Source organism: Cellulomonas uda, assembly GCF_006538705.1.
In the GTDB taxonomy this organism is placed as follows: domain Bacteria; phylum Actinomycetota; class Actinomycetes; order Actinomycetales; family Cellulomonadaceae; genus Cellulomonas; species Cellulomonas uda.
This window is the reverse complement of sequence record NZ_BJLP01000025.1, coordinates 33,826-55,836: the sequence shown is the minus strand read 5'-3', so window position 1 is coordinate 55,836 and position 22,011 is coordinate 33,826. Positions and strand designations below refer to the sequence as shown.

Sequence of the window (22,011 nt, the reverse complement as noted above, 5' to 3'; positions counted from 1 at the left end):
ACCTAGACGGTGTGGGGGAGCCGCATGCCCTGCTCGAACGCCGGCACGGTCGCCTGCGCGCGGTCGCGGTCGCACCCGACGGGACGGTGCTCGTGGTCACCGGCAACACCGACGGTCGCGGCGACCCGCGCCCGGACGACGACACGATCCTGCGGCTGACGGTCCGCTGACCTGCGGCGACGCGCTGTCGCCGGGTTGTCCACAGGGCGTCCGCGGGCCGTTGCCCGTCCCGGCTACCGTCCTGCCACGACCGATACCGGGGGTGGAGATGGACGGGTTCGAGGTGGACACCGACAGGCTGCGCGAGCACGCGCGGCACGTCCGCGAGCGCGCGGGAGACGTCGCGGAGCTCGCGCCGGTCGCGCTCGCGATGGCTGCCGACCCCGGTGCGTTCGGGATCGCGCTCGCCCCGGTCGGCAACGCCATGGCGCTCGCGCAGGCGGCCTGCGGCGTCGCGATCGGCGGCGTCGGGGGCGCCCTCGCCGTCACGGGCACGGCGGTCGACGTGGTGGCCGACTCGTACGACGTGACCGACACGGCCGTGCGCACGGTGTTCCGTGCGGGCCAGGTGGTGCTGCGATGAGCGGGCTGCCCGCTCCCGGGGTCGAGGTGGCCGAGACCGAGGCGTGGCACTCGGGCGCGGGGCTGATCAGTGACGTCGCGACCCTTGCCGGGCAGGCCCGCAGCGGGTCCTGGGTCGACGCCACGCTGAGCACGGCGGCCCTGGCGGGCAACGGTGTGGCGCTCGGGGTGGACCCGCTCGGCGCGGCGGTCGCGTGGGGAGTCGGGTGGGTGCTGGACCACGTGCAGCCGCTCAAGGGGTGGCTCGACGAGGTCGGGGGCGACGCCGACCAGGTCACCGCGTACGCGCGCACGTGGGAGACGATCGAGCGGGACCTCGTCGCGGCCGCCGACGGGCTCGAGAGCGACGTCGCGCGTGACCTGGCGTCGATGTCCGGCCCCGCTGTCGCCGCCTACCGCGGCGTGGCGTCGGTCCAGGTCGAGGCCGCCCGGACCGTCGCGCACGCGGCCGGTGCGCTCGGCAGCGCGCTGGCGGCCTGCGCCAAGCTGGTGCGGATGGTCCACGACCTGATCCGCGACGCCATCGCGGACGTGGTCTCGTCCGTCGTCTGCTGCACCAACCCGGTCTCGGCAGTGGCGAGGGCGAGCCGGCTCGCGGCGCGCTGGGGCGTGCGCCTCGGACCGCAGGTCGTGGCGCTCGCCCGCACGATCGACAACCTCGTCGACCTGGTGCGCTCCGTCACCCGCCCGATCCGGGCCGTGGGCGAGTTCCTGAGGCGGCGCCAGGAGGGGATCGGCCTGTCGAGCGCGGTCGGTCCTGCGGTGACGGGGATCGGGTACTTCACGACAGCGGTCGCCCCGTTCCTCCCGGGCCCGGCGGCCCCGGCGGCGAGCGTCCCGCCGTGCGCGCCGCGGCCCTCGCCCTAGGGTGGACGTGCGGTCGCCCTCGACGCACGTGCCGCCGAGGTCGCGGCGGTGCGCGACGCGGTCGTCTCGCGGACGCACGTCGTCGTCACGGGTCTGCCCGGCTCCGGGCGCTCGCACGTGCTCGCCCAGGTGCGCGCCGCGCTGCCCGACGACGTGACCGCGGTCGAGGTCCGCACCGTCCGCGGGGAGGGGCGTCCGCTCGAGTCGCTCGCGCTGGCCGGCCTGCTGTCCGGGCCCGCGGCCCCGAGCGCGATCGCGTCCGCGGTCGACCAGCTCGCGCACCGCGTGGCCGGCCGCCGCGCCGTGCTGCTCGTCGACGACGCGGACCGCCTCGACCCGGCGTCGGCGGCCGTGGTCGCCGCGGCGGTGCCGGCCGACTGGCTCCGCGAGACCGACCGGGCCGTCGTCCTCGAGCACCTGGCGCACCGGGGGCTGCTCGCCGCGCGGCCGGTCCCGCTGGCGAGCCACCTGACCGAGCAGGTCGCCCGCCGTGCGCGCGGTCCACGCACGCCCTGACCTCCAGCGCCCGACGTCGCGCCCCGCCCCCGTCCGGGTCGGGGCGCTCGTCGTCCCTGCGGCCGGTCGGTGGTCGCGCCCTCGGCGCACGCGGACGCTCACCTAGGATCGGGCGCATGTCCCGCATCCTGTCGGCCGTCGCGTGGCCGTACGCGAACGGTCCCCGTCACATCGGTCACGTCGCCGGCTTCGGCGTCCCGTCGGACGTCTTCTCGCGCTACATGCGCATGGCGGGCCACGACGTGCTGATGGTCTCGGGGACCGACGAGCACGGCACGCCGATCCTCGTCGAGGCCGAGAAGCACGGCACGACCCCGCAGGCGCTCGCGGACCGGTACAACCGCGTGATCGCGGAGGACCTCACCGCGCTGGGCCTGACCTACGACCTGTTCACGCGGACGACGACCCGCAACCACTACGCGGTGGTGCAGGAGATGTTCCGTACCGTGCACGCGAACGGCTACATGATCGAGAAGACGACCATGGGTGCCATCAGCCCGAGCACGGGGCGCACGCTGCCGGACCGCTACATCGAGGGCACGTGCCCGATCTGCGGCTACGACGGCGCGCGCGGCGACCAGTGCGACAACTGCGGCAACCAGCTGGACCCGGTGGACCTGGTCAACCCGCGCAGCCGGATCAACGGCGAGAAGCCGAAGTTCGTGGAGTCGACGCACTTCTTCCTCGACCTGCCGGCGTTCGCGAACGCGCTCGACGCGTGGCTGCGCACGCGCTCGGACTGGCGGCCCAACGTCCTGAACTTCTCGCTCAACCTCGTCGACGACATGCGCCCGCGCGCCATGACGCGGGACATCGACTGGGGGATCCCGGTGCCGCTCGCGGGCTGGGAGGACAACCCGAACAAGCGGCTGTACGTGTGGTTCGACGCGGTGATCGGCTACCTGTCGGCGTCGATCGAGTGGGCGCGCCGCTCGGGCGACCCGGACGCGTGGCGCCAGTGGTGGAACGACCCGGACGCGCGGTCGTACTACTTCATGGGCAAGGACAACATCACGTTCCACTCGCAGATCTGGCCCGCGGAGCTGCTCGGCTACGACGGCAAGGGCGCCAAGGGCGGTGCGCCGGGCGCGTACGGCGAGCTCCAGCTCCCGACGGAGGTCGTCAGCTCCGAGTTCCTCACCATGGAGGGCCGCAAGTTCGCATCGTCGCGCGGCATCGTCATCTACGTGCGCGACATGCTGGCGCGCTACCAGCCGGACGCACTGCGCTACTTCATCGCGGTCGCGGGTCCGGAGAACCAGGACTCCGACTTCACGTGGTCGGACTTCCTGCGCCGCACCAACGACGAGCTGGTCGCCGGCTGGGGCAACCTGGTGAACCGCACGGCGAGCATGATCCACAAGAACTTCGGCGAGATCCCCGCCGCGGGCGACCTGCTGGACGTGGACCGGGCGATCCTCGACCAGTCGCGCGCGGCGTTCGGGACGGTCGGGGACCTGATCGGCACGCACCGGCACAAGGCCGCGATCGCGGAGGCGATGCGCGTGGTGCAGGAGGCGAACCGGTACGTCTCGGAGACCGAGCCGTGGAAGCTCAAGGGCGACCGGGAGCGTCTGGGCACGGTGCTGAACACGGCCGCGCAGGTCGTCGCGGACGCGAACACCCTGCTCGCGCCGTTCCTGCCGCACTCGGCGCAGAAGGTGCACGAGACGCTGGGTGGCACGGGCGTGCTCGCGCCGCAGCCGCGTCTCGACGAGGTCACGGACCTGGACGACGAGTCGCGCCACTACCCGGTGATCACGGGTGACTACTCCGACGTGCCGGCGTGGGTCTCGCCCACGCTGACGCCCGGGGCTCCCGTGCCGGCCCCGACGCCGGTGTTCACCAAGCTCGACGACTCGATCGTCGAGGAGGAGCTCGCCCGCTACCAGAACCGCTGATGGGCCGGTCGCGCGAGCGGGGCTGGCCCGCGACGCCCGAGCCGCTGCCGGTCCCGGTGGTGGACAACCACACGCACCTGGAGACGGTGGTCGGCTGGCGTGCGCCGGGCTGGGACGACGAGCGCGCGGACCACGGGGCCGACGGGGGCGACGAGTGGCCCGACCTCGCGGCGCACCTGTCCCGCGCCGCCGAGGTCGGCGTCACGCGCATGGTGCAGGTCGGCTGCGACGTGGAGGCGGTGCGCTGGACCGACGCCGCGGTGCGCGCGCACGCGGAGCTGCTGGGTGCGGTCGCGGTCCACCCCAACGAGGCGGTGCTGCACGCGGGCGTGCACGAGGTCGCGCCCGACGGCCTCGAGCCGGACCCGCAGCCGTGGCACGACCTGCCGCTGGACGAGGCGCTGGACCTGGTCGCGACGACCGCGCGCGGCAACCCGCGGATCCGGGCGATCGGTGAGACGGGGCTGGACTTCTTCCGCGCGGGGCCGCGGGGCCGTGCGGTGCAGCGTGAGGCGTTCCGCGCCCACGTCGCGCTCGCGAAGGAGCTGGGCCTGGCGCTGCAGATCCACGACCGCGACGCGCACGACGAGGTGGTCGAGGTGCTGCTGCGCGACGGCGCACCCGAGCGCACGGTGTTCCACTGCTTCTCGGGCGGCGAGGACCTCGCGCGGCTCGCGGCCGAGCACGGGTGGTACTGCTCGTTCGCGGGCCCCGTCTCGTTCCCGGCGAACGAGCACCTGCGGGACGCCGCGCGCGTGCTCCCGGCCGAGCTCCTGCTCGTCGAGACGGACGCGCCGTACCTGACGGTGCACCCGCTGCGCGGCCGGCCGAACGCGCCGTACCTCCTGCCCGGGACGGTGCGGGCGCTCGCGGCGGCGCGCGACGAGGACGTGGCGGGGCTGTGCGTGACGCTGGCGCGCACGTCGCAGGAGGTCTACGGCTCCTGGTGACGACCGACCCGCGACGACACGCCGGGCGACACGCCGGAGCGCGGGTGCGCCGGGGCGCGCGACCGGGTGATCACCTGCTGGGAAGGTCCAGGTGCCGGGTTCCACCGCCGATCACCGATCGGTTACGGTCGGACGTGCGTCCGGGGGGCAGGACGATCGAGCACGGCCGTTCGTGGTCGACGACGAGCACGAGCACCGGCACGACAGGCGTCGCGGGACCGCGACGACGGCCCGCAGGACGGAGGAGCACCGCGTGAGCACGGCACGTCGCGTCGGCCCGCGCCGGGGTCACGACTCGGGTCGCAGCTCGGGTCACGGCTCGGGTCACCGGCTGGGCCGTCGGCTGGGCAAGGCGGTCGCGCAGGGCACGGTCGTCGCGCTCGTCGTCGGTGCCACGACCGCCTTCGCGGTGCTGCACAAGGAGGTCGTCGTCGACGTCGACGGCGAGCTGGTGCAGGTCGAGGGCTTCGGCCGCACGGTCGGCCAGGTGCTCGCGGCGGGGGACATCCACGTCGGTGAGCGCGACCTCGTCGCGCCCGGCGTGCACGAGGCGGTGACGCGCGGTGAGCAGATCGTCGTGAGGCACGCGCGTCAGCTCGACGTGGCGGTCGACGGTGAGCAGGCGCGCATCTGGACGACGGCGCTGACGGTCGGCGAGGCGGTCGACGCGCTCGGGCTGCGGGACGGCGAGGTGCGCCTGTCGGCGTCGCGCTCGGCGTCGCTGGGCCGCGGGACGCTGCACGTCTCGACGCAGAAGACGATCCACCTCGTCGTCGACGGTCAGGTGATCGACGGCATCTCGAGCGGGTCGACGGTGCGGGACGCGTTGCGGGACATCGGCCTGGTGCTGAACGAGGGTGACCAGGTCTCGGTGCCGCTCGACGCGGCCGCGGTGGACGGGCTCGCGGTGCTCGTCACGCGCGGCGAGCAGAGCGGCGAGGTCGTCACGGAGACCCTCCCGTTCGAGACCGAGGAGATCGAGGACGCGAACCTGCTCAAGGGCATGCGGATCGTGACCCAGGCGGGCCGCGCGGGCGTGCGGACCACGACGTACGAGCTCGAGGTCGTGGGGGGTGTCGTCGTCGGGCGGCACGTCATGACGTCGGTGGTGACGACGGAGCCGGTGACGCAGGTCGTCAAGGTCGGCACGTCCGAGCTGCCGACGAACGCCACGGTCTCGCCGGGCACGGCGCAGGCCCTGGGCAAGGAGATGGCCGCGGCGCGGGGCTGGGGCGACGACCAGTTCGCATGCCTGCTGACGCTCTGGAAGCACGAGAGCGGGTGGCGGGTCAACGCGGAGAACAAGTCGTCGGGTGCGTACGGCATCCCGCAGGCGCTCCCGGGCTCGAAGATGGCGTCGGTCGCGAGCGACTGGCGGACCAACCCTGCGACGCAGATCACATGGGGCCTGAACTACATCAAGGGGCGTTACAAGACGCCGTGCGGCGCTTGGGGCCACTTCACGGTCAAGGGCTGGTACTGACCAAGTCCTGACCGGCCGGACCGCCGTCAGGTCAAGGGTCGGTCACGTCCGGACCGCGTCGAACGTCCTGCTTCGCCCGCCGTGACGCTTGGCGGGATGATCACGATCGGGTTACGGTCGCGTGTCGTCGTGTGAGCACACAGGGTCCTGCCCGCTCGCCGCGGCCTCGCGCACCGGCCCGGACGGCGGCCCGCGAGCGACAGCCGGATCGGGGATCCGGGACCGACGGTGACGGCTCCCTCCAGTCGCCACACGCCCAGCGCGCGCGCCCCGCGTGCGCAGCGACCGGCGACGTCGGGCGTCCTGCGGGACGCACCCGCTCCCCGTGCCCGGGAACCACGACGGCTGGAGCCCCGTGCCCTTCTCGACCCGCATCGGACGCCTGATCACGCGCACGCGTGCCACCACGGAGCCCACGGCTCCGCTCGACACCACCACCGAGCAGGGCGGCCGACCGGGCCGACGCCTGGCTCTTCCCGCGCTCGTCGCGGCCGGCGCGCTCGTCGTCGCCGGCGGGACGGCCGTCTACGCCCAGGCCCACAAGACCGTGACGCTCGACGTCGACGGCACGACCCGCACGGTGACCACGTTCGCCGGGTCCGTTGACGGCCTGCTGTCCGACGAGGGCGTCGCGACCGGCGCCCGCGACTCGGTCGACCCGGCCGGCAGCCTGTCCGACGGCGACGTCGTGACCGTGCGCCACGCGCACCGCGTCACGGTCGCGCAGGACGGCAAGCACCGCACCGTGTGGACCACCGCGCTGACCGCCGACGAGGCGCTCGACCTGCTCGCCGTGCGCGACCCGGACGTCCAGCTCGTCGCGTCGCGCTCCGGCGGCGGCCGCCCCGAGCTCTCGCTCGACCTGTCCCTGCGCGGCCCCGCGACGATCGTGGTGGACGGCAAGGAGCTCGAGGTCGGCGACGTGCGCACCACGGTCGCGGACGCGCTCGAGGACGCGGGCATCGCGCTCGGCGGGTACGACCGGGTGCGCCTGGCCAACGACGACGAGCGCCACGTGCGGGTCGTCGTGCAGCGCGTCTCGGTCCGGACCGTCACGCGGTCCGAGGAGGTCGCGTTCTCCTCGAGCGAGAAGGACGACCCGTCGCGCTACGTGGGCACGCAGGCCGTGACGACCAAGGGTGTGCCCGGCACGCGCACGATCGTCGAGCGCGTCACCACGGTCGACGGCAAGGAGACCAAGCGCGTCCTCGTCGCCGACACGCAGACCGTGAACCCGGTGCACGAGGTCGTGTCGGTCGGCACCAAGAAGCGCCCGGTCGTCAGCTCGGGCGGCGGCGGTGGCTCGTCGAGGGGTGGCCCGATCGGCGACACGCGTGACGCGGACTCGCTGAACTGGGCCGCGCTCGCGAAGTGCGAGTCGGGTGGCAACCCGACGATCGTCTCGGCCAACGGGCTGTACCACGGGCTCTACCAGTTCTCGGTGGGCACGTGGCGCTCGGTCGGCGGTGCCGGTCTGCCGTCGCAGGCGTCGCCCGCGGAGCAGACCTCGCGCGCCAAGATGCTCTACCTGCGCTCCGGCGCGGGCCAGTGGCCGCACTGCGGCCCGCGGCTGTTCAGCTGACCGCTGTCCCGCCGGCTCCCCGATGAGGGAGGCCGCACGTCCGACGAGGGCGCTCGCCCCGGCCGCACGCAGCACGCGTGCGCGCCCGGGGCGGGCGCCCTCGTAGGCTTGGCGCCCATGACCGTCACGCTGCTCGGCCCCGCGCAGATCCGCGACCTCGCCGAGCGCGCCGGGGTGCGCCCGACCAAGACCCTCGGGCAGAACTTCGTGCTCGACGCGGGCACGGTCCGCAAGATCGTCCGCCAGGCGGGGGTCGAGCCCGGCATGCGGGTCGTGGAGGTCGGGCCGGGCCTCGGGTCGCTCACGCTGGGGCTGCTCGAGGCGGGTGCGGACGTGGTCGCGGTCGAGATCGACCCGGTGCTCGCGCGCCTGCTGCCGAGCACGGTCGCGGAGCACGCAGGCCTGCACCCGGACGCCACGTCGCCCGACGAGCCCATGTCCGACGAGCCCGTGGTGCTGCGGGACGACGAGGGCCGCGCGCGCCTCACGGTGGTGCTCCAGGACGCGCTCGAGGTGACGGCGCTGCCGGGTGAGCCGCCGCGCGCGCTCGTCGCGAACCTGCCGTACAACGTGTCCGTCCCGGTGCTGCTGACGTTCCTGGAGCGGTTCGACTCGCTCGACCACGCGCTGGTCATGGTGCAGGCGGAGGTCGCGGACCGGCTGGCGGCGCCGCCGGGGAGCCGAACGTACGGCGTGCCGTCCGCGAAGGCGGCCTGGTACGCGCACGTGCGCCGGACGGCGACCGTGGGGCGCTCGGTGTTCTGGCCGGTGCCGAACGTCGACTCGGCGCTCGTGCGCCTGGACCGCCGAGAGCCGCCGACGACGTCGGCGACGCGCCTGGAGGTCTTCGAGGTGATCGACACGGCGTTCGCGCAGCGACGCAAGATGCTGCGGGCGGCGCTGGCCCCGCTGTTCGGCTCGAACGAGGCGGCGGCGGCCGCGCTCGCGGCCGCGGGCGTGGACGCGCAGGCGCGGGGGGAGACGGTCGACGTCGAGGGCTTCGCGCGGGTCGCGGAGCAGCTGGCCGGTACGCGCCGTGGCGCGCCTGCTGGCACAGTGGGGCCGTGACGCTGAGCCCGGTGGAGGTCGCCATCACCCGCGAGGTCCGTGTGCGTGCCCCCGGCAAGGTGAACCTGTCGCTGCACGTGGGGCCGGTGTCGCCCGACGGGTACCACCCGTTGACGACCGTGTTCCAGGCCGTGTCGGTGTTCGAGGAGGTCGTCGCGCGCACGTGTGACGAGCGGGTGGTGACGGTCTCGGGCCCGCAGGCGGAGCTGGTGCCCACGGACGCCTCGAACCTCGCGCTGCGCGCGGCCGAGCTGGTCGCGCAGGCGGCGGGGATCGACGAGGGTGTGCACCTGCACATCGACAAGGGCGTGCCGGTGGCGGGCGGCATGGCGGGCGGCTCGGCGGACGCGGCGGCGGCGCTGCTCGCGTGCGACGCGCTGTGGGGGGCGGGGCTCTCGCGGGCGCAGCTGCTGGAGCTCGCGGCGCAGCTCGGCTCGGACGTGCCGTTCGTGCTGCAGGGGCACACCGCGGTGGGCCAGGGCCGGGGCGACCTGCTGACGCCGGTGCTGGGCCGCGGCGAGTTCCACTGGGCGTTCGCGGTGCAGGGGCGTGGCCTGTCGGCGGGCGCGGTGTACCGCGAGCTGGACGCGCTGCGTGACGGTGCCGCCGACCTGGGCCTGCCGCCGGACCTGGACGACGACGTGCCGCTGCTGCAGGCGCTGCGCGCGGGGGACCCGCGGGCGCTGGGCGCGGCGTTGCACAACGACCTGCAGGACGCGGCGCTGTCGCTGGACCCGCGCCTCGCGGAGCCGCTCGGTGTCGCGCGGGACGCGGGCGCGCTCGGTGTCGTCGTCTCCGGCTCGGGCCCGACGGTCGCGGCGCTCGGGCGCAGCAGGCAGCACGCGCTCGTGCTCGCGGCGGCGTTCACGGCGTCGGGCGCGGCGGACCGGGTGCTCACGGCGACGGGCCCGGTCGCGGGTGCGCGCGTCGTGTCGACGTCGGACTAGACGATCCCCACCACCTCTTGACGACGCCCGGCGACGTGTCAATAGTTAAGTACATGCTTAACCATGGCGACGGGGACGACCCCGGGACCCGGCTCGACGCCGTGTTCCGTGCCCTGTCGGACGCGAGCCGCCGCACGATCGTCGAACGCCTCGTGCGCGGACCCGCCAGCGTCGGCACGCTCGCCGCACCCCTGCAGATGTCCCTGCCCGCGGTCCTGCAGCACCTCGCGGTGCTCGAGACCGCCGGCATCGTGCAGTCGCAGAAGATCGGCCGCGTGCGCACCTGCTCGCTCGTCCCCGGCGCGCTCACCGGCCCGACGGCCTGGCTCGCCGCCCAGCGCCTGCCCGCCGAGCGGCGCCTCGACCGCCTCGGCGACCACCTCACGACCACCCGACCCGCACCTCAGGAGCAGTCATGACCACCACCACCGCCCCGCTCGCGCACGCCTCGTTCACCATCGAGCGCACCTACCCGGTCCCGGTCGAGCGCGTGTGGGCCGCGCACGCCGAGCTCGAGCAGCGCCTGCAGTGGTTCGGCGACGCCGAGAGCTTCGACACCGACGAGCGCGCGCACGACTTCCGGCCCGGCGGGTTCGACGTCGAGGACGGGCGCTGGCACGACGGACCGCGCAGCCGGTATGTCGCGCGCTACTCGGACCTCGTCGAGAACGAGCGCATCGTGCACACCTACGACATGTGGGTCGACGGCGTGTACCTGTCGACGTCGCTCGTCACGACCACGTTCGAGACCGTCGACGGCGGCACCCGCCTCACCTACACCGAGCAGGGCGTCTACACCGACGGGCCCGAGGGCGTCGCGGGCCGGGAGTCCGGCTGCGGGCAGATCCTCGACGCCCTGGGGGCGTTCCTCACGCGGTGAGCCCGGCGCGTCGGGGCCGGTAGCCTCTAGATCCTCATGGCTCACCTCCTCGGCGCGGACCGCGTCACCCTCGCGCTCGGCACCCGGGTCCTGCTCGACGGCGTCTCCCTGGGTCTGGACGATGGGCAGCGTGTCGGCGTCGTCGGGCCCAACGGCGCCGGGAAGTCCACGCTGCTGCGCGTCCTCGCGGGCGTCCAGGGTCCCGACGACGGGCGCGTGACCCGCGCGGGCGGCGTGCGCCTGGCGATGCTCGACCAGCGCGACGACCTGGGCTCCGGCACCGTGCTCGACGCGATCCACGGCACGGCCGACGCGCACGAGTGGGCCTCCGACCCGCGCATCCGCGCCGTGCACGCGGGCCTGCTGCCCGACGTCGACGTGACCGCCGACGTCAGCACGCTCTCGGGAGGGCAGCGCCGCCGGGTCGCGCTCGCCGCGCTGCTCGTGCGCGACGACGAGGTGCTCGTGCTCGACGAGCCGACCAACCACCTCGACGTCGAGGGCGTCGCGTGGCTCGCCGCCCACCTGAACCAGCGCTTCTCGCGCGGGCCCGGCGCACTCGTCGTCGTGACCCACGACCGGTGGTTCCTCGACGCGGTCTGCACGCGCACGTGGGAGGTGCACGACGGCGCGGTCGACCAGTACGAGGGCGGGTACGCCGCGTACGTGCTCGCGCGCGCCGAGCGTGCCCGCACCGCGGCCGTCACCGAGGAGAAGCGGCAGAACCTGCTGCGCAAGGAGCTCGCATGGCTGCGCCGCGGTGCCCCCGCGCGCACGTCCAAGCCGAAGTTCCGCATCGACGCCGCGAACGCGCTCATCGCTGACGAGCCCCCGCCGCGCGACCCGCTCGAGCTGTCCCGCATGGCCACCGCCCGGCTCGGCAAGGACGTGCTCGACGTCGAGGGCGTCACGGTCGCGCTCGGCGGGCGCACGCTGCTCGACGACGTCACGTGGCGCCTGGGACCGGGGGACCGGTACGGCGTCGTCGGCGTCAACGGCGCGGGCAAGACGACGCTGCTGCGCCTGCTGTCCGGGCGGCTCGCGCCCGACGCGGGACGGGTCAAGCGCGGCAAGACCGTCCAGGTCGCCGAGCTGCGCCAGGACGTCGAGGACCTCGACGAGGTCGCGGACCTGCGGGTCGTGGAGGTCGTCGAGGCCGAGAAGCGCTCGGTCGTCGTCGGCGGCAAGGAGCTGACCGCCGCCCAGCTCGTCGAGCGGCTCGGCTTCACGCGCGACCGCGCCCGCACACCCGTGAAGGATTTGTCCGGCGGGGAGCGCCGGCGCCTGTCGCTGCTGCGTCTGCTCGTCGGCGAGCCCAACGTGCTGCTGCTCGACGAGCCGACCAACGACCTCGACACCGACACGCTCGCGGCCCTGGAGGACCTGCTCGACGGCTGGCCGGGCACGTTGATCGTCGTCTCGCACGACCGGTACCTGCTCGAGCGCGTGTGCGACCGGCAGGTCGCGCTGCTCGGCGACGGGCACCTGCGGGACCTGCCCGGCGGCGTCGAGGAGTACCTCGAGCTGCGGCGCGTCGCGCTCGAGGGCGCGGCCTCGTCGTCGGGCACCCCTGCCGCAGGGACGGACGCGACGACGACGGGCTCGCCGAGCGCCGCCGACGTGCGCGCCGCGCGCAAGGAGGTCGCGCGCATCGAGCGCCGGTTGGCGAAGATCGCCGACCTCGAGTCCGCGCTGCACGCCCGCATGGCCGAGCAGGCCACCGACCACGAGGCCGTGCAGCGTCTCGACGCGGAGCTGCGCACCCTCGCGGCCGAGCGCGAGGAGCTCGAGGAGGCGTGGCTCGAGGTCGCGGACGTCGCGGGCTGAGCGCCGGCCGGCAGTACTGGTTACGGCGCTGGCCGTCAGTACTGGCCAGCGGTGCTTGCGTCAGTGCGGGGCGTCGAACGGCAGCAGTGCCGAGCGCAGCAGGTCCGCCAGTCGCGTGCGGTCGTCCTCGGTGAGGTCCGCCAGCAGCGTGCGCTCGGTGTCCAGCAGGTCCGCGAACGCCGCGTCCACCCGCGCCAGGCCCGCGGGCGTGAGCTGCACGAGCACACCGCGCCGGTCGTCGGGGGACGGCTGACGCTCGACCAGACCCTTCTCCGCGAGCCGGTCGATGCGGTTCGTCATGGTCCCCGACGTCACGAGCGTGAGCGTCAGCAGCGCCCCGGGCGACAGCCGGTACGGCGTGCCCGCGCGACGCAGCGCGGACAGGACGTCGAACTCCCACGTCTCCAGGTCGTGCCGGTCGAACGCGCCCCGGCGGGCCAGGTCCAGGTGCCGCGCGAGGCGGCTCACGCGGGAGAGGACCTCGAGCGGGCGGACGTCCAGGTCGGGCCGCTCCCGGTTCCAGGCGGCGACGATGCGGTCGACCTCGTCGTGAGCCGTCTCCGCCATACGCCGAGATTACTCGACGTCGACAGAACGCCGGCGGACCGGCGCGGGTTCGGCCTGCCCGGCCGTCGCCTCGCCCGCGGTGACCTTGGTGAGCGAGGGGCGCCGCTCGAGGCCCTGCAGGCCGTTCCACGCGAGGTTCACCAGGTGCGCAGCGACCTCGGACTTGCCCGGGCGACGCGCGTCGAGCCACCACTGACCGGTGAGCGCGACCATCCCGACGAGCATCTGCGCGTACATCGGCGCGGTCTTCGGGTCCTGCCCCTGCTTCCGGAACTCGTCCGCCAGCAGGTGCTCCACCTGGGTGGCGACGTCGCCGATGAGGCTCGAGAACGTGCCCGTCGCCTGCGCGACCGGCGAGTCCCGCACGAGGATGCGGAAGCCCGCCTCGTTCGCCTCGATGTACGACAGCAGCGCGAGCGCGGTCCGCTCGACGAGGACCTTCGGGTGCCCGCCGCCCTCCAGCGCACCCGTGAGCGCGCCCGTCAGGCCCTGCACCTCACGGTCCACGACGACCGCGTAGACGCCCTCCTTGCCCCCGAAGTGCTCGTAGACGACCGGCTTGGAGACCTCGGCGCGTGCCGCGATCTCCTCGACGCTCGTGCCCTCGAACCCCTTCTCGGCGAACAGCGTGCGCGACACGTCCAGCAGCTGCGCACGTCGTTGGACCCCCGTCATCCGTGACCGGGGTGCCCGTCTGCTCTCCGCCATGGCGCCCATCATGCCGTGCCACCCCCCGCCCCCGGGCCCGGGTCGCGCGCCGGGACGCCCAGGTCACCCGACCGCCCCGCCCCCGGCGCGACCGGGCGGCCTCGTCCGGCTGGCAGACTTGGGGCGCCGTCGGCGGCGCGCGCCGCCGACGATCCGCCCTGGTGTAACGGCAGCACGCAGGCCTTTGGAGCCTTGCGGTCCAGGTTCGAATCCTGGGGGCGGAGCCCGGCCCGGCCGGTGGGCCCGGTGGCCCGGGGATCCGAGCAAGGGACGTCCGCCCGCCGCGGCCTGCGGCGCCGCGGGCAGGATGGGTCGGTGGGCACCCAGCAGCTCGTCCCGTCCCACCCGCCGACGAGCGTGCGCCACGTGCTGCGTGAGCTGTCGGACGTCGTCGGCCGGGGTGAGCCCCGGCTGCGCCGGGTCCCGGCGGCGGTGCTGCGGGCAGGTGGGCGCGTGGTGCCGCTGCTGCGCGAGGTCGACGGGATCCGCTACCAGTTCGACGAGCCGTTCGTCGTCGACACCGCGGAGACGACCGCGACCTTCGGGCTCGAGCCCGTGCCGTGGCGCTCGCTGGTCGAGACCACGGCCCGCGCCTGGGCGGCCCACCGCGACTGACCGGCCGGCCCGCCCGGCGGGTCAGGCGTGGACCAGGGAGCCCTCGGGCGTGACCTCGTCGGCCGTGTCGTCGTCGAACCAGCGGCCGTGCTCGCCGAGGTAGCGGAACCGCACGACCGTGCCCGGCGGGACGGTGACGGTCACGCTCGACGTGCCGTTCGAGCGGCGGCGCAGCACGTGCGCGCCGGGCGTCCAGTCGTTGAACGTGCCGACGACGCTCACGGGACCGTCGACGGCGGTCGTCGGCAGCGCGAACGTGAGGCGGGTGGCGGACGCGGCGCGGGACTTCTTGAGCAACGGGACCTCGCTGTTCGTGGGTGCGTGGCCGGCACGTGGGTGCGTGCGGTGACGGTTCGGCGATGACGGGTGTCGCGGGCATCGTGGCGCGGTCCTGTTACGAGCAGACCCCGGGCGGGTGACCGGTGTGTGACGCCGTGCTCCGATCGGTCGGCGCCGAACCGGGTGAATCGGGACGAACCCTGCTGACGGGTGTCAGACCGGACACCTAGCCTCGGGGGAGCAGGCCGTGCCGCGGCCGGGTGAGCACCGGCCGGGCTGGTGGGGACGGGGGCCGGGTGTCCGAGCGGGCTGACGTGCAGGAGGGTGCGGGGGGCGAGCCCGTCGCCGCCGACGAGCGCGTGGACGTGCCGGTTCCCGACGAGACCGGCCCCGACGAGACCGGCCCCGACGAGACTGGCCCCGAAGAGACCGACCCCGCCGGTGCGGCAGCCGCGCCGAGCAGGCGGCGGTGGGGGCGGCGCGTGCTGCTGTCGCTCGTCGTCGTGCTGGTCGTCGTCGTGCTCGCGGGGGTGTGGCTCGCGTGGCGCGGGACGCAGGTCGCGGCGGCGCTCGCGGACGCGGAGACCCACCTGGGCACGGTGCGGGACGCGGTGAGCGCGGGGGACGTCGCCGCGGTCGGCGGGGTGCTGCCCGGCCTGCAGGACGCGGCGGACCGCGCGAGCCGCGCGACGGGCGACCCGGTGTGGCGCCTGGCCGAGCACGCGCCGTGGCTGGGTGCGCAGGTGTCGGCGGTCTCGGCCGCGACCGACGCCGTCGACGCGCTCGCGCACGACGCGCTGCCGCCGCTCGTCGACGTCGCGGGGGACTTCTCGACCGCCGCGCTCACGCCCCAGGAGGGCCGGGTCGACGTGGCGCGGCTCGACGCGATGGCACCCGCCGTCGCGCAGGCCTACGCGGCGGTCGACGCGGGCGTGTCCCGGCTCGAGGCGGTCGACGCCGACGCGCTCGTCCCGGCGCTCGCGGACCGGCTCGTCCCGGCGCGCGAGCAGCTCGTCGAGCTGCGCGACCGGCTCGAGGCCGCGGACACCGCGCTCGCGATCGTGCCGCCGCTGCTCGGCGTCGACGGCCCGCGCTCGTACCTGGTGCTCGTGCTCAACCCGGCGGAGCTGCGCAGCGCGGGCGGCATCGTCGGCTCGGTGCTGGAGGTGCGCGCGGACGCGGGGGCGATCACGGTGGGGGCGCAGCACCCCGCGCGGACCATGGGCCGTCCCGACGAGCCGGTGGTCCCGCTCGACCCGGCGGAGCGTGCGCTGCTCGGCGACGTGCCCGCGCGGTACATGCAGGCGGTGACGGCGACCCCGGACTTCGCACGCACGGCGGCGTTCGCGAGCGCCCTGTGGACGCGCGAGACGGGCCGGACCGTGGACGGCGTCCTCACGGTCGACCCGGTGGTCCTCGCGCGGCTGCTGGACGTGATCGGCCCGACGACCACGCCCGACGGCACGACGCTCACGTCCGACGACGCGGTCGAGACCCTGCTGTCGGCCGCGTACGCGCGCTACCCCCACGCGGCGGACTCCGACGCGTTCTTCGCGCAGGTCGCGCAGTCCGTGGTCGCCGCGACGTTCGCCGGCGGGTACTCGGGGTCGGCGCTCGTCGACGCGGTCGGTGACGTGGTGGGCGAGGGGCGGGTGTCGGTGTGGACGTCCGACGACGCCGTGCGCGAGCGGCTGCGCGAGGTCGGCCTGGTGCACGACTTCCTCGCCGACGACGCGACGGCGGACGTGACCGCCGGCGTGTTCCTCAACGACACGACGGTCTCGAAGATGGACTACTACCTCGACACCGCGCTCACCGTCGACGACGCGACCTGCACCGCGGACGGCGCGAGCACGTGGCTGCACCTGACGCTCACGAGCACCGCGCCGGCGGACGCCGCGACGACGCTGCCCGAGTACGTCACCGGCGGCGGCGACAACGGCACGCCCGCCGGGTCGTTCACCACCCAGGTGCTGCTGTACTCGCCGCGCGGCGGTGCGCTCGGCGAGATCCGCGTGGCGCGCGACGGCGGCGAGCCGCAGTCCGTGGGCCCGGGGCTGCAGGAGCACGCGGGGCGCCAGGCGGGTGCGCTCACGGTGCGGCTCGCACCGGGCGAGACCGCCACCCTCGACGTGCAGGTGACGGCCGGTGCGGGTGCCGACGAGGTGCGCGTCGAGCGCACGCCGACCCTGCAGCACGGCCGCACCGGGCCGGTCGCGGTGTGCGGTGCGGCGGCGCCCTGACGCCGGACGGCGGTGTGACCCGTGACTCGGCCACCGCGCGCGGGCGTGCCCGGACGCGGCGGTAGAGTGGCGGGCGCGCACGGATCTCACGCCCGGATCGTCGGGCACACCCCCGCGAGGAGCACCCACAGGTGACCGTCCCCCGCCCAGCTGCCGTCATCGTCCTCGCCGCAGGTGAGGGAACCAGGATGCGCTCGGCGACCCCGAAGGTCCTGCACACGCTCGCCGGTCGCAGCATGCTGGGCCACGCGCTCGCCACCGCCCAGGCGCTCGACCCGGAGCGGGTCGTCGTCGTCGTCCGGCACGAGCGGGACAAGGTCGCGGCGCACGTGACCGAGCACGTCCCCACCGCGCTGGTCGCCGACCAGGACGCGATCCCCGGCACGGGCCGTGCCGTGCAGGTCGCGATGACCGCGCTCGACGCCGCGGCACAGGCGAGCGCCGTCGCGGCGCTCGACGGCCCCGGGGTGCCGGGCTCGGCGTCGGGCGTGCTGCTCGAGGGCGCTGTCGTCGTCGTCGCGGGTGACGTCCCGCTGCTCGACGCGGGCACCCTCGGCGAGCTGCTCGCGGCGCACCACGCGGACGGCAACGCCGTCACCGTGCTCACCACGGAGGTCGAGGACGCGACGGGCTACGGGCGCATCGTGCGCGAGCCGGGCACGGGTGACGTGCTGCGGATCGTCGAGCACAAGGACGCGAGCGACGCCGAGCGCGAGATCCGCGAGATCAACTCCTCGATCTACGTGTTCGACGCCGCGGTGCTGCGCGGTGCGCTCGGCCGCCTGGGCCGCGACAACGCGCAGGGCGAGGTCTACCTGACCGACGTGCTCGCGATCGCGCGTGGCGACGGCGGGCACGTGCGCGCGCTGCGTGCCGACGACCCGTACGTCGTCGAGGGCGTCAACGACCGCGTGCAGCTCGCCGCGCTCGCCGCGGAGCTGAACCGCCGCATCCTCGAGGACTGGATGCGCGAGGGCGTCACCGTCGTCGACCCGGCGACGACGTGGGTGGACGTGGACGTCGAGCTCGAGCGTGACGTCACGATCCTGCCGAACACGCAGCTGCACGGCGCGACGGTCGTGCGCGAGGGCGCGACCGTCGGCCCGGACACCACGCTCACGGACGTCGAGGTCGGGCCGCGCGCCACGGTCGTGCGCACGCACGGCAGCCTCGCGGTGATCGGCGAGAAGGCCAGCGTCGGCCCGTTCGCGTACCTGCGCCCCGGGACGGTCCTCGGCCGCAAGGGCAAGATCGGCACGTTCGTCGAGACGAAGAACGCGCAGATCGGCGAGGGCTCGAAGGTCCCGCACCTGTCGTACATCGGCGACGCGACGATCGGGGAGCACTCGAACATCGGCGCCGCATCCGTCACGGTCAACTACGACGGCGTCAACAAGCACCGCACGACGATCGGCTCGCACGCCCGCACGGGCGCGGACAACATGTTCGTCGCGCCCGTCACGGTCGGCGACGGCGCCTACACGGGCGCCGGGACGGTCATCCGCCGCGACGTGCCCGCGGGCGCGCTCGGCGTCAGCGCCGGGGCGCAGCGCAACATCGAGGGCTGGGTGCAGCGCTCGCGCGCCGGCACGCCCGCCGCCAAGGCCGCGCAGGCCGCAGCGCCCGCCGCCGGCACCCCGCTCGACGAGTCGCTCTCGCCGCAGGCCCGCGCGGAGCTCGAGCGCGCTGCCACCGCCGCACGCGGCATCCCCGTCACGCCCCCGCCCGGCCTGCCCGGCCAGCCGGCGCAGCTGTCCGACCCGCCCAGCCCCACCGGGGGCCAGACCACCGCCGAGCACGGCACCGAGGAGACGAGCACGCGATGACGGGGATCATCTCCCACGACGGAGAGAAGCGGCTCGTCGTCGTCTCCGGGCGGGCGCACACCGAGCTGGCCCAGGCCGTCGTCGACGAGCTCGGCATCGAGCTCGTCCCGACCAGCGCGTACGACTTCGCGAACGGCGAGATCTACACGCGCTTCGGGGAGTCGGTGCGCGGCGCGGACGCGTTCGTGCTGCAGTCGCACGCGTCGCCCGTGATCAACAAGTGGATCATGGAGCAGCTGCTCATGGTCGACGCGCTCAAGCGCGCCTCGGCCAAGACCATCACCGTGATCGCGCCGTTCTACGGCTACGCGCGCCAGGACAAGAAGAGCCGCGGCCGCGAGCCGATCTCGGCCCGCCTGCTGGCCGACATGTTCAAGACCGCCGGTGCGGACCGCATCATGTCGGTCGACCTGCACACGTCGCAGATCCAGGGCTTCTTCGACGGCCCGGTCGACCACCTGTGGGCCATGCCGATCCTCGTCGACTACGTGCGCTCGCGCGTCGACCTGACGAACGTCACGGTCGTCTCGCCCGACGCGGGCCGCATCCGCGTCGCGGAGCAGTGGGCGGCCAAGCTCGGCGGCGGCCCGCTCGCGTTCGTCCACAAGACCCGCGACGTCCGCACCGCGAACAAGGCGGTCGCCAACCGCGTCGTCGGCGACGTCGAGGGCCGCTCGTGCGTGCTCGTCGACGACCTGATCGACACCGCCGGCACCATCTCCGAGGCGGTGCGCGTCCTCAAGGAGGCCGGCGCGAAGGACGTCATCGTCGCGGCGACGCACGGCATCCTGTCCGAGCCGGCCGTCGGCCGGCTCTCGTCGTGCGGGGTGCGCGAGGTCGTCATCACCGACACGCTGCCCGTCGAGGACGACAAGCGCTTCGAGCAGCTCACCGTCCTGTCGATCGCGCCGCTCATCGCGCGCGCGATCCGTGAGGTGTTCGACGACGGCTCGGTCACCAGCCTGTTCGACGGCAACGCCTGAGCCGACCGCCCCCCGAGACGCCCCGTGTGCGGGGCCGTCCTCGTGTGGGAGCCTGCACGCGTGCTGGTGCGCATCCTCGTGAGGCTGTCGGGTGGCTGGTGGGCGCACCGCGAGCGGACGCTGCGCGCGCGGGGCCCGCTGCGGCGGCTCCACGCCGCCGTGCACAAGCTCTACCTCGAGGAGTTCGGCGGGTACATCTCGCTGCTGACCATGTTCGCCGGACCGCCGGTGTTCCCGCACAAGCCGATCGGTGTGTTCATCGCACCCGGCGCCGTGATCGGGCGCGGCGTCACCGTCTACCAGCAGGTGACCATCGGCAAGAACGACATCGAGACGAGCCCGCGGTTCGGCTCCCCGACGATCGGCGACGGCGTGTACATCGGTGCGGGCGCCAAGATCATCGGCGCCGTGACCGTCGGCGCGGGTGCCCGCGTCGGCGCGGGTGCCGTCGTGGTGAGGGACGTCCCCGCGGGGGCGACCGTGGTCGCCGGACCCGTGCGCGTGCTCGAACGCCGCGACGAGCCCGCGGCGGGTGACTGACCCCACGCCCGACCCCGCGCCGCCGGGTTTCAGCCGGGCCACGTGAGCGGGTAAGATCCTCAGGTTGCCTCGGCGAGGGACGTCGGACGGTCCACACCGCTTCCGGTCCGTGATCGACTGGGCGAGCGCCTCCGCGTGCGCCCGTCCTGCGCCCCGCGTCGAGGCCACCGGGCCCTTCGTCGGCCCACCGCCAGACCACCGGCCCCGTGCCGCACCCGTTCTCGTACGTCGCGCCCCCGTGCGCCCAGCATCACTGGAGTCATCGTGTCCGAGGTCAAGCTCGCCGCCACCACCCGCACCGAGTTCGGCAAGGGCGCCGCGCGTCGCCTGCGCCGCGCCGGCCAGATCCCCGCCGTCCTGTACGGGCACGGCACCGAGCCCGTCCACGTGTCCCTCCCGGGCCACGAGACGATGCTCGCCGTCAAGCACGCCAACGCCCTGTTCGAGATCCAGGTCGACGGCAAGCCGGTCCTCGCCCTCGCCAAGGACGTCCAGCGCGAGCCGGTCCGCCAGATCATCGAGCACGTCGACCTGCTGATCGTGAAGAAGGGCGAGAAGGTCTCGGTCGAGATCCCCGTCGTCATCGTCGGCGAGTCCGCGCCCGGTACCATCCACGTCGTCGAGACGCAGACGCTGGCCCTCGAGGCCGAGGCCACGCACCTGCCCGAGTCGGTCGAGGTGTCGATCGACGGCCTCGAGGACGGTGCCATCGTCAAGGCCGGCGACGTCACGCTGCCCCAGGGCACGACCCTCGTCACCGACGCCGAAGCGACCGTCCTGACGGTCTCGACGCCGCGCGTCTCCGCCGAGGACCTCGGCGAGGAGTCGGGCGACGCCGAGGCGCCGGCCGAGGGCTGAGCACCCCACTCGCGGGCCACGCCCCGCGGACCTGCGACCGACGCCCGGTACCGTCTCGTGCGGTGCCGGGCGTCGGCGCGTCGTCACCGCCGCCCGCCCGACGGCCGGGGCACGACGACGGACGAACGCTCGCGACGCAGTGAACGACTGAACGAGGAGGACCGGTGGCTGACGCTCCGTGGCTCGTGGTCGGCCTGGGCAACCCCGGGCCGCAGTACGCGGGCAACCGGCACAACGTCGGCCAGATGGTGCTCGACGAGCTCGCCCGGCGCACGGGATCGTCGTTCGGCGCACGCGCGAGCGGCCTGCTCTCCCGGCGGCCGCAGGCGGCCGTCGCCGAGGCGCGGCTCGGCACGCTGCCCGGCGGGGCGCCGGGCCCGCGCGTCGTGCTGGCGAAGCCCACCACCTACATGAACGTCTCCGGCGGGCCGGTCGCCGCGCTCGCGCGGTACTACGACGTGCCGCTCGAGCGCGTCGTCATGGTGCACGACGAGCTGGACATCCCGTTCGCGGACGTCCGGCTCAAGCGCGGCGGTGGCGAGGGCGGGCACAACGGGCTGCGCGACACCACCAAGGCGCTCGGCAGCAAGGAGTACGTGCGGGTCCGGGTGGGGATCGGCCGCCCTCCCGGGCGTCAGGACCCCGCGGACTTTGTGCTCAAGGACTTCTCGAAGACCGAGGCGAAGGACCTGGACTGGCTCGTGGACCGCGCCGCGGACGCCGTCGAGGCCGTGGTCCTCGAGGGGCTCGAGGCGGCCCAGCAGCGCTTCCACACCAAGCCCTGAGACC

Annotated in this window: 22 protein-coding genes and 1 tRNA gene; 20 read left to right on the top strand and 3 right to left on the bottom strand. The window is 74.5% G+C overall.

The window, feature by feature from the left end; all coding sequences use genetic code 11:
- The first annotated feature begins 268 nt into the window (after positions 1–268).
- The 12 genes from CUD01_RS08760 (at position 269) to CUD01_RS08705 (ending at position 12,603) form a co-directional block, all read left to right on the top strand.
- Positions 269–583, top strand: coding sequence for a type VII secretion target (locus CUD01_RS08760; protein ID WP_141320357.1), 315 nt, complete (start codon positions 269–271; stop codon positions 581–583).
- Positions 580–1,449 (top strand): hypothetical protein, encoded by an 870-nt coding sequence (locus tag CUD01_RS08755; RefSeq protein WP_141320355.1) that lies wholly within the window; start codon positions 580–582, stop codon positions 1,447–1,449. Before CUD01_RS08760 ends, CUD01_RS08755 begins: the two co-directional genes overlap by 4 nt.
- A gap of 48 nt (positions 1,450–1,497) precedes the next feature.
- Positions 1,498–1,965, top strand: a complete 468-nt coding sequence (locus tag CUD01_RS08750; protein ID WP_141320353.1) for an AAA family ATPase — start codon at positions 1,498–1,500, stop codon at positions 1,963–1,965.
- Positions 1,966–2,081: 116 nt separating this feature from the next.
- Entirely contained in the window at positions 2,082–3,866 is a 1,785-nt protein-coding gene (gene metG / locus CUD01_RS08745; protein ID WP_141320351.1) for a methionine--tRNA ligase, read from the top strand.
- A complete protein-coding gene (locus tag CUD01_RS08740; protein WP_141320349.1) occupies positions 3,866–4,816 on the top strand; it encodes a TatD family hydrolase in 951 nt (316 codons plus the stop codon). Before metG ends, CUD01_RS08740 begins: the two co-directional genes overlap by 1 nt.
- A 253-nt stretch (positions 4,817–5,069) precedes the next feature.
- A complete protein-coding gene (locus tag CUD01_RS08735) occupies positions 5,070–6,299 on the top strand; it encodes a resuscitation-promoting factor (RefSeq protein ID WP_244937725.1) in 1,230 nt (409 codons plus the stop codon).
- Between the two features lie 355 nt (positions 6,300–6,654).
- Entirely contained in the window at positions 6,655–7,881 is a 1,227-nt protein-coding gene (locus CUD01_RS08730; protein ID WP_141320347.1) for a resuscitation-promoting factor, read from the top strand.
- A gap of 117 nt (positions 7,882–7,998) precedes the next feature.
- A complete protein-coding gene (gene rsmA / locus CUD01_RS08725) occupies positions 7,999–8,949 on the top strand; it encodes a 16S rRNA (adenine(1518)-N(6)/adenine(1519)-N(6))-dimethyltransferase RsmA (protein WP_141320345.1) in 951 nt (316 codons plus the stop codon).
- Positions 8,946–9,896, top strand: a complete 951-nt coding sequence (locus tag CUD01_RS08720) for a 4-(cytidine 5'-diphospho)-2-C-methyl-D-erythritol kinase (protein WP_141320343.1) — start codon at positions 8,946–8,948, stop codon at positions 9,894–9,896. Before rsmA ends, CUD01_RS08720 begins: the two co-directional genes overlap by 4 nt.
- Positions 9,897–9,913: 17 nt before the next feature.
- Positions 9,914–10,315: an ArsR/SmtB family transcription factor gene (locus CUD01_RS08715; RefSeq protein WP_243861195.1), complete on the top strand. Its 402-nt coding sequence runs from the start codon at positions 9,914–9,916 to the stop codon at positions 10,313–10,315.
- Entirely contained in the window at positions 10,312–10,776 is a 465-nt protein-coding gene (locus CUD01_RS08710; RefSeq protein WP_141320341.1) for an SRPBCC family protein, read from the top strand. The genes CUD01_RS08715 and CUD01_RS08710 overlap by 4 nt, the downstream gene beginning before the upstream one ends.
- 36 nt (positions 10,777–10,812) lie before the next feature.
- Positions 10,813–12,603, top strand: coding sequence for an ABC-F family ATP-binding cassette domain-containing protein (locus CUD01_RS08705; protein WP_141320338.1), 1,791 nt, complete (start codon positions 10,813–10,815; stop codon positions 12,601–12,603).
- Positions 12,604–12,663: 60 nt separating this feature from the next.
- Here CUD01_RS08705 and CUD01_RS08700 read toward each other — a convergent pair whose 3' ends face one another.
- Both CUD01_RS08700 and CUD01_RS08695 read right to left on the bottom strand, forming a co-directional pair.
- A complete protein-coding gene (locus tag CUD01_RS08700) occupies positions 12,664–13,170 on the bottom strand; it encodes a MarR family winged helix-turn-helix transcriptional regulator (RefSeq protein WP_094181961.1) in 507 nt (168 codons plus the stop codon).
- A gap of 9 nt (positions 13,171–13,179) precedes the next feature.
- Positions 13,180–13,845, bottom strand: a complete 666-nt coding sequence (locus CUD01_RS08695; protein ID WP_243861241.1) for a TetR/AcrR family transcriptional regulator — start codon at positions 13,843–13,845, stop codon at positions 13,180–13,182.
- Between the two features lie 185 nt (positions 13,846–14,030).
- Here CUD01_RS08695 and CUD01_RS08690 point away from each other — a divergent pair.
- Together CUD01_RS08690 and CUD01_RS08685 are read left to right on the top strand one after the other, a co-directional pair.
- Positions 14,031–14,102, top strand: a tRNA-Gln gene (locus CUD01_RS08690).
- A gap of 91 nt (positions 14,103–14,193) precedes the next feature.
- Complete coding sequence (locus CUD01_RS08685) at positions 14,194–14,493, top strand: Rossmann-fold NAD(P)-binding domain-containing protein (protein ID WP_141320336.1); 300 nt, start codon at positions 14,194–14,196, stop codon at positions 14,491–14,493.
- 21 nt (positions 14,494–14,514) lie between these two features.
- Here CUD01_RS08685 and CUD01_RS08680 read toward each other — a convergent pair whose 3' ends face one another.
- Positions 14,515–14,790, bottom strand: coding sequence for an isoamylase early set domain-containing protein (locus CUD01_RS08680; RefSeq protein WP_141320334.1), 276 nt, complete (start codon positions 14,788–14,790; stop codon positions 14,515–14,517).
- A gap of 278 nt (positions 14,791–15,068) precedes the next feature.
- Between CUD01_RS08680 and CUD01_RS08675 the strand changes: the two genes are divergently transcribed.
- The 6 genes from CUD01_RS08675 to pth all read left to right on the top strand — a co-directional run bounded on the left by CUD01_RS08675 (position 15,069) and on the right by pth (position 22,007).
- Positions 15,069–17,015 (top strand): DUF4012 domain-containing protein, encoded by a 1,947-nt coding sequence (locus CUD01_RS08675; RefSeq protein WP_141320332.1) that lies wholly within the window; start codon positions 15,069–15,071, stop codon positions 17,013–17,015.
- Between the two features lie 131 nt (positions 17,016–17,146).
- Positions 17,147–18,841 carry a bifunctional UDP-N-acetylglucosamine diphosphorylase/glucosamine-1-phosphate N-acetyltransferase GlmU gene (gene glmU, locus CUD01_RS08670; protein WP_141320329.1) on the top strand — a complete coding sequence of 565 codons (1,695 nt, stop codon included), beginning with the start codon at positions 17,147–17,149 and terminating at the stop codon, positions 18,839–18,841.
- On the top strand, positions 18,838–19,824 hold the full coding sequence (locus tag CUD01_RS08665) for a ribose-phosphate diphosphokinase (RefSeq protein ID WP_094181965.1): 987 nt from the start codon (positions 18,838–18,840) through the stop codon (positions 19,822–19,824). Before glmU ends, CUD01_RS08665 begins: the two co-directional genes overlap by 4 nt.
- Before the next feature lie 60 nt (positions 19,825–19,884).
- Complete coding sequence (locus tag CUD01_RS08660; RefSeq protein WP_244937724.1) at positions 19,885–20,364, top strand: LbetaH domain-containing protein; 480 nt, start codon at positions 19,885–19,887, stop codon at positions 20,362–20,364.
- 264 nt (positions 20,365–20,628) lie between these two features.
- Complete coding sequence (locus CUD01_RS08655; RefSeq protein WP_141320327.1) at positions 20,629–21,222, top strand: 50S ribosomal protein L25/general stress protein Ctc; 594 nt, start codon at positions 20,629–20,631, stop codon at positions 21,220–21,222.
- A gap of 164 nt (positions 21,223–21,386) precedes the next feature.
- On the top strand, positions 21,387–22,007 hold the full coding sequence (gene pth / locus CUD01_RS08650; RefSeq protein WP_141320325.1) for an aminoacyl-tRNA hydrolase: 621 nt from the start codon (positions 21,387–21,389) through the stop codon (positions 22,005–22,007).
- The last annotated feature ends 4 nt before the right edge of the window (positions 22,008–22,011 follow it).